Source organism: Pseudomonas sp. SH10-3B (genome assembly GCF_019891415.1).
Taxonomy (GTDB): domain Bacteria; phylum Pseudomonadota; class Gammaproteobacteria; order Pseudomonadales; family Pseudomonadaceae; genus Aquipseudomonas.
Genome location: NZ_JAFLXD010000088.1, coordinates 1 through 9,846, shown reverse-complemented (window position 1 = coordinate 9,846; position 9,846 = coordinate 1). Strand labels below are relative to the sequence as shown.

12 protein-coding genes are annotated in these 9,846 nt (G+C 63.0%); 10 read left to right on the top strand and 2 right to left on the bottom strand.

The window, feature by feature from the left end; translation table 11 throughout:
* Window positions 1–137 precede the first annotated feature (137 nt).
* Both J1G35_RS30105 and J1G35_RS30100 read right to left on the bottom strand, forming a co-directional pair.
* Complete coding sequence (locus tag J1G35_RS30105; protein ID WP_223016821.1) at window positions 138–467, bottom strand: EscU/YscU/HrcU family type III secretion system export apparatus switch protein; 330 nt, start codon at window positions 465–467, stop codon at window positions 138–140.
* Complete coding sequence (locus J1G35_RS30100) at window positions 464–2,041, bottom strand: flagellar hook-length control protein FliK (RefSeq protein ID WP_223016820.1); 1,578 nt, start codon at window positions 2,039–2,041, stop codon at window positions 464–466. The genes J1G35_RS30105 and J1G35_RS30100 overlap by 4 nt, the downstream gene beginning before the upstream one ends.
* A gap of 200 nt (window positions 2,042–2,241) precedes the next feature.
* On the opposite strand from J1G35_RS30100, the gene ccmA reads away from it, so the two are divergent.
* From ccmA to J1G35_RS30050, 10 genes are all read left to right on the top strand, one after another.
* Window positions 2,242–2,877 carry a cytochrome c biogenesis heme-transporting ATPase CcmA gene (gene ccmA, locus J1G35_RS30095; RefSeq protein WP_223016819.1) on the top strand — a complete coding sequence of 212 codons (636 nt, stop codon included), beginning with the start codon at window positions 2,242–2,244 and terminating at the stop codon, window positions 2,875–2,877.
* Window positions 2,874–3,542: a heme exporter protein CcmB gene (ccmB, locus tag J1G35_RS30090; RefSeq protein ID WP_003172769.1), complete on the top strand. Its 669-nt coding sequence runs from the start codon at window positions 2,874–2,876 to the stop codon at window positions 3,540–3,542. The genes ccmA and ccmB overlap by 4 nt, the downstream gene beginning before the upstream one ends.
* Before the next feature lie 91 nt (window positions 3,543–3,633).
* The gene (locus J1G35_RS30085; RefSeq protein ID WP_053130610.1) at window positions 3,634–4,389 is read left to right on the top strand and encodes a heme ABC transporter permease; all 756 of its coding nucleotides are present in this window, start codon (window positions 3,634–3,636) and stop codon (window positions 4,387–4,389) included.
* Window positions 4,386–4,562, top strand: a complete 177-nt coding sequence (ccmD, locus tag J1G35_RS30080; RefSeq protein WP_003172771.1) for a heme exporter protein CcmD — start codon at window positions 4,386–4,388, stop codon at window positions 4,560–4,562. The genes J1G35_RS30085 and ccmD overlap by 4 nt, the downstream gene beginning before the upstream one ends.
* Entirely contained in the window at window positions 4,559–5,014 is a 456-nt protein-coding gene (gene ccmE / locus J1G35_RS30075; protein ID WP_053130608.1) for a cytochrome c maturation protein CcmE, read from the top strand. The genes ccmD and ccmE overlap by 4 nt, the downstream gene beginning before the upstream one ends.
* Before the next feature lie 3 nt (window positions 5,015–5,017).
* Window positions 5,018–7,009 (top strand): heme lyase CcmF/NrfE family subunit, encoded by a 1,992-nt coding sequence (locus J1G35_RS30070; protein ID WP_223016818.1) that lies wholly within the window; start codon window positions 5,018–5,020, stop codon window positions 7,007–7,009.
* Window positions 7,009–7,563, top strand: coding sequence for a DsbE family thiol:disulfide interchange protein (locus J1G35_RS30065; RefSeq protein WP_065882439.1), 555 nt, complete (start codon window positions 7,009–7,011; stop codon window positions 7,561–7,563). Before J1G35_RS30070 ends, J1G35_RS30065 begins: the two co-directional genes overlap by 1 nt.
* Window positions 7,560–8,033, top strand: a complete 474-nt coding sequence (locus J1G35_RS30060; RefSeq protein ID WP_053130594.1) for a cytochrome c-type biogenesis protein — start codon at window positions 7,560–7,562, stop codon at window positions 8,031–8,033. The genes J1G35_RS30065 and J1G35_RS30060 overlap by 4 nt, the downstream gene beginning before the upstream one ends.
* Window positions 8,026–9,210 (top strand): c-type cytochrome biogenesis protein CcmI, encoded by a 1,185-nt coding sequence (gene ccmI / locus J1G35_RS30055; RefSeq protein ID WP_223016817.1) that lies wholly within the window; start codon window positions 8,026–8,028, stop codon window positions 9,208–9,210. Before J1G35_RS30060 ends, ccmI begins: the two co-directional genes overlap by 8 nt.
* Before the next feature lie 15 nt (window positions 9,211–9,225).
* Window positions 9,226–9,621, top strand: a complete 396-nt coding sequence (locus J1G35_RS30050) for a hypothetical protein (RefSeq protein ID WP_074844687.1) — start codon at window positions 9,226–9,228, stop codon at window positions 9,619–9,621.
* The last annotated feature ends 225 nt before the right edge of the window (window positions 9,622–9,846 follow it).

The window sequence follows — 9,846 nt, the reverse complement described above, 5'->3', positions numbered from 1 at the left end:
GCGAAAAACGTCAACGATAACGCGTGCTTCCTGAATGAACGCGGCGCCTGTGAGTTTTTCGCGAGCAAGCTCGCTCCTACAAAAAGCCTTAGTGCAAGCCCCCTCCCACATTTGAACCTGTATATGCCTGTGGCTATTCAGTAATCGTCGCCACGCTCCGTGACATCCCGCTCCACCGGCCCGGCATCCGGGTCATAGCCCATCGGGAACTTGCCCTTCAAGGTCCAGGCAAACGCAATGATCTCAGCGATGGTGCGGTACAACTCTTCCGGAATACTGTCACCCAATTCCATGCGCGCCAGCAGTTTCACCAGCTCGGCATTTTCATAGATCGGCACTTCATTTTCCCGCGCCAACTTGAGGATGGCTTCAGCCAGGGCATCGTCGCCCTTGGCGGTCAGGGTCGGCGCTTGCTGGCCGTCGTACTTGAGGGCAATCGCCTGGCGTGGGGGAGTGGGGCTCTTCATGCGGTCTCATCCACCCAGCGTTGTTCCAGTCCGGTTTTCGGCCCGCGGGGCGGGGTGCCGAGGTGGCAGTCCAGATCGCCGACGTTAAGGCCCGACGACACCAGGCGCTCGCGCAGGCTGCCCAAATGACTTTCGATCAGGCTGGCAGTGAACGGCCGGGTGGCCCACAGTTGGCTGGACAGCTTGCCCTGGCTCAGTTGCGCCTGGACCTGCAGCGGCCCCAGGGGCTCCATGTCGAAGGCCAATTCGACGCGCCAGAGCATCTGCTTGGGGTCTTTTTTGTCCTTGCGTTCGGGCTGGTCCTTGTCCGGCGCCGGCTCTTCGCGCTGGAACTTGACCTGCAACGGCACGATGTCCTGCAGGGTGCGCATGGGGATTTCCAGCTGCCAGGTGGTTTGCAAGCGGCCGTCGGCGGTGGTGCCGGTCTGTTCCAGGCTCGACAGTTGATGGCTCTGCAATCGCGAGATCGCCCCGGCGGCCAGGCGCAGCAGGTTTTCCAGGTCGCCTTCGCCCTCCAGTTTCGCCATCAGCCGCTCCGGCAGCGGGAAGCTGACCGGCGCCTGCCGCGCGCCGACCTGACCGAGGGTGCCCAACGGGCTGCGCACGAAGTTGGGCAGCACCTGGGCCAGGGTGTTGGCAGCAAGAATGGCATTCAGGTTGGTGCTGGCGGGCAGGGCGGGCAGCAGATCGGCGACCAGGCGCAGCAGCGCGCCCTTCATATCCAGCGGCGGCACTTGCGGGTTTTGCCCGGCCAGCAATTTGGCTTCAAGAAAGGCCCCGCTGTTCTGGATCACCTGCGCCAGCACCTTGGGGTTACTCACCTGTGCGAGGTCGGGCAAGGCGGCCAACAAGCGGTCGGCGGCGGCACGCAGGTCGGCGGAGGTGCTATCGCCCCGAGGCAGGTTCTGCAGTGCAGTGAACACCGCATCCAGGGAGCCCTGGCGACTTTGCTGGGTCGCCAGTTGCTGGGTCACGGCCAATTGGTCCTTGAGCCCGCTCAGCGGCACGAAATTCAGGGTTTGCGCGTTCTGCACCGCGGCGCTGAGCAAACTGCCCACGCGCAAGGGTTGTGGGCTTTCCACCGTCAAGGTCGCGCCGGCCAAGGCGCTATTGAGCACGGTGACCAACGAACGGTAGATCGCGGGCTGCGCCGTGCCTTGGGGCAGGGCCTGGGTGGTCAGCACCTTGGCCTGCAATAGGGTGCCTTCCGGCATCTTCGCCGTGTCGATACGGGTGAGGGCGGCCACGTTGGCGCTCAAGGCTTGTTGCAGGCTGATGGTCAAGTTGCCGGCGGGTGTCTGGCTTACCGCCACGTTACTGCCCAACGGCAACGGTTGTGCGCTGCTGGCTTGCACCAGCGTCTGGCGGCCGCCGTCAAGGGTCAGCTTCAGCAACAGTTGAAACGCCTCACCGCCTTGTTTCAGGGCGAGCACCTCGGCGTTCACGGTTTTGCCCGGTTCGATCAGCCCGGTCTGCGGCTCCAGCAGTTTCAGCAGTGCCCCAGGCGCAGGCGCAGGGCTTTGCCCGGCTGCCGGGGTGGGAGGAAGCGTAGGAAGGTTGATCTCGCCGGTCATCGTGCGCATCGTCTCTGGGGAAATAGCCCTCTTTAGCGTAGGGCATCGCATGTATAATGCCGCCCGTCTGCAAAGAGAGCGGTAAAAACCTCACAACTATTTGATCCAGCTCTCTAAAATCGGTCGCCAAAGCCGTTATTGTGCTTCTTTCTATAACGGCCGCTGCACCGCCGACTTGAACCGTAAAGGCCCGCGATCTCTTGACCAGCCCTCTTCTTGAAGCCGTAGCGCTCTCCTGTGAACGCGACCTGCGTCTGCTGTTCGAGCACCTCGACCTGCGTGTGGCGGGCGGCGACATGCTGCAGATCAGTGGCCCCAATGGCAGCGGCAAGACCAGCCTGCTGCGCCTGCTGGCCGGCTTGATGCAGCCCACGGCCGGTGAAGTCCGACTGAACGGCAAGCCGCTCAACGAACAACGCACCGAACTGGCGCGCAACCTGATCTGGATCGGCCACGCCGCCGGGATCAAGGACGTGCTCACCGCCGAAGAAAATCTCAGCTGGCTCAGCGCCCTGCATCATCCCGCGACCCGCGCCGCCATCTGGCAGGCCCTGGCCGCCGTCGGCCTCAAGGGTTTCGAAGACGTTCCCTGTCACACCCTGTCCGCCGGCCAACAGCGCCGCGTGGCCCTGGCGCGTCTTTATCTGCCAGGCCCGCCGCTGTGGATTCTCGACGAACCTTTCACCGCCCTCGACAAGCAAGGCGTCGCCCAATTGGAAGAACACCTGGCGCAGCACTGCGAGCAGGGCGGCCAGGTGGTGCTCACCACCCATCACAGCCTGGTGCGCATGCCGGTCGGTTACCGCGACCTCGACCTGGGCCGGTGGTCGGTATGAGTGTGTTCGCCCTGTTGGTCGCCCGCGAAGCCCGGTTGCTGTGCCGTCGTCCGGCCGAATTGGCCAACCCGCTGGTGTTCTTCGCCATCGTGATTGCGTTGTTCCCGTTGGCGGTCGGCCCCGAGACTAAACTGTTGCAAACCTTGTCGCCGGGGCTGGTGTGGGTCGCGGCCCTTTTGTCCGTCCTGCTCTCGCTGGACGGGCTGTTTCGCAGTGATTTCGAAGACGGTTCCCTCGAACAGTGGGTCCTTTCGTCGCACCCTCTGCCACTTCTGGTCCTGGCCAAGGTACTGGCACACTGGGCTTTTTCCGGCTTGGCGCTAGTCTTGCTCTCGCCACTGCTGGCGATGATGCTGGGATTGCCCAGCGAATGCCTGCCGATCCTGCTGCTGAGCCTGCTGCTCGGCACCCCGGTACTCAGCCTGTTGGGGGCGGTGGGTGCCGCGTTGACCGTCGGCTTGAAACGGGGTGGCCTGTTGCTGGCCCTGTTGATTCTACCTTTGTATATCCCGGTACTGATCCTGGGCAGCGGCGCGTTGCAAGCCGCGCTCATGGGCATGCCGGCGACCGGTTACCTCCTGTGGCTTGGCAGCCTGACCGCCCTGGCGGTAACCCTGACACCCTTTGCTATCGCCGCCGGCCTGAAGATCAGCGTCGGCGAATAATGAGGTCTGACCCAGCGACATTGTCAGCTCTTCAACATAAGAAAGACCCTACGCTTCTCGCAATGACGAGAAGCAACCGTGAGAAACAGCAATGAACTGGACCTGGTTTCACAAGCTCGGCTCGCCCAAATGGTTCTACGGCATCAGTGGCAAACTGCTGCCTTGGTTCAGCATCGCCGCCGTGTTGCTGATCGGCATCGGCCTTGTCTGGGGCCTGGCCTTCGCGCCGCCGGACTACCAGCAAGGCAACAGCTTTCGCATCATCTACATTCACGTGCCTGCCGCGATGCTGGCCCAGTCCTGCTACGTGATGCTGGCGGTGTGCGGCGTCGTCGGCCTGGTCTGGAAGATGAAACTCGCGGACGTCGCGCTGCAATGCGCCGCGCCCATCGGTGCGTGGATGACCGCCGTGGCGCTGGTCACCGGTGCGATCTGGGGCAAACCCACCTGGGGTTCGTGGTGGGTGTGGGATGCGCGACTAACGTCCATGTTGATCCTGCTGTTCCTGTACTTCGGTCTTATTGCCCTGGGCAACGCGATCAGCAATCGTGACAGCGCCGCCAAGGCCTGCGCGGTGCTGGCGATTGTCGGCGTGATCAACATCCCGATCATCAAATACTCGGTGGAGTGGTGGAACACCTTGCACCAGGGCGCCACCTTCACCCTCACCGAAAAACCGGCGATGCCCGTGGAAATGTGGGCGCCGTTGCTGCTGATGGTGCTGGGCTTCTACTGTTTCTTCGGCGCCGTGCTGCTGATGCGCATGCGCCTTGAAGTGCTCAAGCGTGAAGCCCGCGCCAGTTGGGTCAAGGCCGAAGTGCAAAGCTGCCTGGGAGCGCGTGGATGAGTTTTGCTTCTTTCAGTGATTTTCTCGCCATGGGCCATCACGGCCTGTATGTCTGGACGGCCTATGGCATCTGCCTGGCCGTGCTGGCCCTTAACGTCGCCGCGCCGATCCTGGCCCGCAAGCGTTACCTGCAACAAGAGGCGCGTCGTCTGCGCCGGGAGACTGAAAAGTGAATCCGCTGCGTAGAAAGCGTCTGTTGATCATCCTTGCCATCCTGGCCGGCGTCGGCATTGCCGTGGCCCTGGCCTTGAGCGCGTTGCAGCAGAACATCAACCTGTTCTACACCCCGACCCAGATCGCCAACGGCGAAGCGCCGCTGGACACGCGCATCCGCGCCGGCGGCATGGTGGAGAAGGGCTCGCTGAAACGCTCCGGCGACTCCCTCGACGTGACCTTCGTGGTCACCGACTTCAGCAAATCCGTGACCATCACTTATCGCGGCATCCTCCCGGACCTGTTCCGCGAAGGCCAGGGCATCGTCGCCCTGGGCAAGCTTAACGCCGACGGCGTGGTGGTGGCCGATGAAGTGCTGGCCAAGCACGACGAAAAATACATGCCACCTGAGGTGACCAAAGCCCTCAAGGACAGCGGCCAGTCCGCGCCAACCCCTGCCAAGGAGGGCTAAGTGATGACGTCCGCATTGTTTATTCCGGAACTGGGCCAGTTGGCGATGATCCTCGCCCTGTGCTTTGCCATCGTCCAGGCCGTGGTGCCGTTGCTCGGTGCCTGGCGTGGGGACCGCCTGTGGATGAGCCTGGCGCAGCCGGCCGCCTGGGGCCAGTGTGCGTTCCTGGTGTTCGCGTTTGGCTGCCTGACCTACGCCTTTATGACCGACGACTTTTCCGTCGCCTATGTGGCCAATAACTCCAACAGCGCCTTGCCGTGGTACTACAAGTTCAGCGCGGTGTGGGGTGCCCACGAAGGTTCGCTGCTGTTGTGGGCGTTGATCCTCGGCGGCTGGACCTTCGCGGTGTCGGTGTTTTCGCGCCAGTTGCCGCAAGTCATGCTGGCACGGGTGCTGGCGGTGATGGGCATGATCAGCATCGGCTTCCTGCTGTTCCTGATCATGACCTCCAACCCGTTCACCCGCATCCTGCCGCAGATCCCGGCGGACGGTCACGACCTCAACCCGCTGTTGCAAGACATCGGCCTGATCGTGCACCCGCCGATGCTCTACATGGGGTACGTCGGTTTCTCCGTGGCCTTTGCCTTCGCCATCGCCGCCTTGCTCGGCGGGCGCCTCGATGCGGCCTGGGCGCGCTGGTCGCGGCCGTGGACCATCGTCGCCTGGGCCTTCCTCGGCATCGGCATCACCCTCGGTTCGTGGTGGGCGTACTACGAACTCGGCTGGGGCGGCTGGTGGTTCTGGGACCCGGTGGAAAACGCCTCGTTCATGCCATGGCTGGTGGGTACCGCACTGATTCACTCGTTGGCCGTCACCGAAAAACGCGGCGTGTTCAAGAGCTGGACCGTGCTGCTGGCCATCGCGGCATTTTCCCTCAGCCTGCTAGGCACCTTCCTCGTGCGTTCGGGCGTGTTGACCTCGGTGCATGCCTTCGCCTCCGACCCGGAGCGCGGCGTGTTCATCCTGATCTTCCTGCTGTTTGTGGTCGGCGGCTCCCTCACCCTGTTCGCCCTGCGCGCGCCGGTGGTCAAGAGCCAGGTCGGCTTCAACCTGTGGTCGCGGGAAACCCTGCTGCTGGGCAATAACCTGGTGTTGGTGGTGGCCGCGTCGATGATCCTGCTCGGCACCTTGTACCCCTTGGTGCTGGATGCCCTGAGCGGCGCCAAACTGTCCGTCGGACCGCCGTATTTCAACGCGTTGTTTATTCCGTTGATGGGCCTGTTGATGGTGGTGATGGCGGTCGGCATGCTGGTGCGCTGGAAGGACACCCCGGTCAAATGGCTGGCCGGCATGTTGATGCCGGTGCTGCTCGGCAGCGTGGCCCTGGCCGTGGTCGCCGGGATTGCCTATGGCGACTTCAACTGGGCGGTGCTCGCCACCTTCCTGCTCGCCGCCTGGGTGTTGCTGGCCGGTGTGCGTGACATCGTCGACAAGACCCGCCACAAAGGCCTGATCAAAGGCCTGCCGACCCTGACCCGCAGCTACTGGGGCATGCAGATCGCCCACATCGGCATCGCCGTGTGCGCCCTCGGCGTGGTGCTGTCCAGCCAGAACAGTGCCGAGCGCGACCTGCGCCTGGCGCCGGGTGAGTCCATGGACCTGGCCGGTTACCACTTCATCTTCGAAGGCGCCAAGCACTTCGAAGGGCCGAACTTCACGTCAGACAAAGGCACCGTGCGGGTAGTCCGTAACGGTAAAGAGATCGCCGTGCTGCACCCGGAAAAACGCCTGTACACCGTACAAAGCTCGATGATGACCGAAGCCGGCATCGATGCCGGTTTCACCCGTGACCTCTATGTGGCCCTGGGTGAGCCCCTGGGCGATGGCGCCTGGGCCGTGCGCGTGCATGTGAAACCGTTCGTGCGCTGGATCTGGTTCGGTGGTTTGCTCACCGGCTTTGGTGGTTTGCTCGCGGCGCTGGACCGCAGGTATCGGGTCAAGGTCAAGAGCCGGGTGCGTGAAGCGATTGGTTTGACCGCTCAAGGGGTTAGCTGATGAGTATTGATGGTAAGCGTTGGATAGTCGTGGGCTTGATAGCAGCAGTACTTGGCGCGTTCGCCACGATTGTAGTTGTGCAGCTTAAAAAGGGTGATCCCACTACATTGCCCTCAGCGCTGATAAATAAACCGTTTCCCGAATTTTCACTGGCAGACGTGCAGGGCACTAAGCAACTTACGAGAGCTGATCTTCTTGGGAAACCTGCGCTCGTAAATGTGTGGGCCACCTGGTGCATCTCCTGCCGCGTCGAGCACCCGGTGCTGAACAAGCTGGCCGAGAAGGGCGTGGTGATCTACGGCATCAACTACAAGGACGACAACGCGGCGGCCTTGAAATGGCTGGCGGAGTTCCACAACCCGTACCAGTTGGATATTCGTGATGAAGACGGCAACCTCGGTTTGAACCTCGGCGTGTACGGCGCCCCGGAAACCTTCTTTATCGACGCCAAGGGTGTGATCCGCGACAAATACGTCGGCGTGATCGACGAAGTGGTGTGGCGCGAGCAACTGGCCGCCAAGTACCAGGCGCTGGTCGACGAGGCCAAGCCATGAAGCGCTTGTTAGCCGCTGCCGTGCTGGCGCTGGGCTTGGCCGGGGTGGCCCACGCCGCCATCGACACTTACGAATTCGCCAAGGACGGTGACCGCGAGCGTTTCCGCGAATTGACCAAGGAACTGCGCTGCCCCAAGTGCCAGAACCAGGACATCGCCGACTCCAACGCGCCCATCGCCGCCGACCTGCGCAAAGAAATCTTCCGCATGCTGGGGGAGGGCAAGGACAACCAGCAGATTATCGACTTCATGGTCGACCGCTACGGTGATTTCGTGCGCTACAAACCGGCCCTCACCGGCAAGACCGCGCTGCTCTGGTTCGGCCCCGCCGGGCTGCTGCTGGCCGGCGTGGTCGTCATGGCCGTGATCGTCCGCCGTCGCCGCGCCGCGCCTACCGATGGTTCCGACGCGCTATCCCCCGAAGAGCGCCAACGCCTCGACCAATTGCTGGACACCAAGACTGATGATTGATTTCTGGCTCGCAGCCGGCTTGCTGCTTCTGATTGCCCTGAGTTTCCTGTTGATCCCTGTGTTGCGCGGCCGCCGTGCCCAGCGTGAAGAGGATCGCACCGCGCTGAACGTGGCGCTTTACCAAGAGCGTGTGGCCGAGCTGCAAGTGCAGCAGGACGAAGGCGTGCTCAACGCCGCGCAGCTCGACACCGGTCGCGCCGAAGCCGCCCGCGAGCTGCTGGCCGACACCGAAGGCGTGGAAAAGCCCCGCGAATCGCGCCTGGACAAACCGCTGCCGTTGCTCGCCGCCGTCCTCGTGCCGGTGCTCGGCCTGGGCCTGTATATGCACTTCGGCGCCAGCGACAAGGTTGAACTGACCCGCGAATTCTCCCAGCCGCCGGTGTCCATGGAAGACATGACCCAGCGCCTGGAACGCGCCGCCGCCGCGCAGCCGGATTCGGCGGAAGGTTTGTACTTCCTTGGCCGCGCCTACATGGCCCAGGACCGTCCCGCCGATGCCGCCAAGGTTTTCGAACGGACCGTGGCGTTGGCCGGACGCCAGCCGGAGCTGTTGGGGCAATGGGCCCAGGCGCAGTACTTTGCCGACAACAAACAGTGGTCGCCCAAGGTCCAGGCGTTGACCGACGAAGCCTTGAAGCTGGACCCGAAAGAAGTCACCAGCCTCGGCCTGCTCGGTATCGCCGCGTTCGAAGGCCAGCGTTATCAAGAAGCCATCGACTACTGGAGCCGCCTGCTGGCGCAACTGCCACCGCAAGACAATTCGCGTGTCGCGCTGCAAGGTGGCATCGACCGCGCTGCCGAGAAACTGAAAGAAAGCGGTGGCGTCGTCGCGCAAAAAACCGTGATGAGCGTCCGCGTGGACCTGTCCGCTGAGGTCAAGGCCAAGGCCCTGCCAACCGACAGCGTCTTCATCTTTGCCCGCGCCGTCTCCGGCCCGCCTGCGCCGTTGGCCGCCAAGCGCGTCACCGTCGCCGAACTGCCCGTCACCGTCGAATTGGGCGATGCCGACGCGATGATGCCGCAGTTGAAACTGTCCAACTTCCCTGAAGTCCAACTGGTTGCGCGCATATCCCGGGCCGGTCAACCGACCACTGGCGAGTGGATCGGCCGCAGCCAACCCTTGGCCAGCACCACCACTGCCCTGCAGCAGCTGACCATTGACAGTCCGGACAAGTAATTCGAGGAAACGCCTATGACCGCATTTGCACGCATCACCCTGCTCAGCCTGGTATTGGGCCTGAGCGCTTGTGCGGTCCACCGCCCACCTCCCGCGCCGACCGGCCCGACCATCCCGCCGTCAGGCCCTTCGACCCAGCCGAGCACCAAGCCGTCGGGCCCGGTGACCCCGCCGCCGAAGCCACTGCCGACCAAATCGCCCACCTTCGCCCCACCACCGGGCGCCGCCAGCCACTGGGACGGCAAGATGCAGGTGTACGTGCTGGACGACCAGCCCGACACCTTCTACCGCCAGCGCACCTACTACCGCTGGAGCAACGGCTGGAGCCGCTCCATCAGCCCCAACGGCCCATGGGAAGACACCGACGTACAGGGCGTGCCGCCGGGTTTGAGCAAGCAGTACGCGCAATGACAAAAGGCGACCTTCGGGTCGCCTTTTTCATGCCTGTGAAACCCATTCTTCCAAACACTGAAGATCAAATGTGGGAGGGGGCTTGCCCCCGATAGCGGTATGTCAGTCAGACATTAATCGACTGAAAAACCGCAATCGGGGGCAAGCTGAACTGGCCTAATGATTTTGGACACTTCAATCGGGCGCTATGATAGCGCCCAAATCTGAGGTGTTTGGTTATGCGTA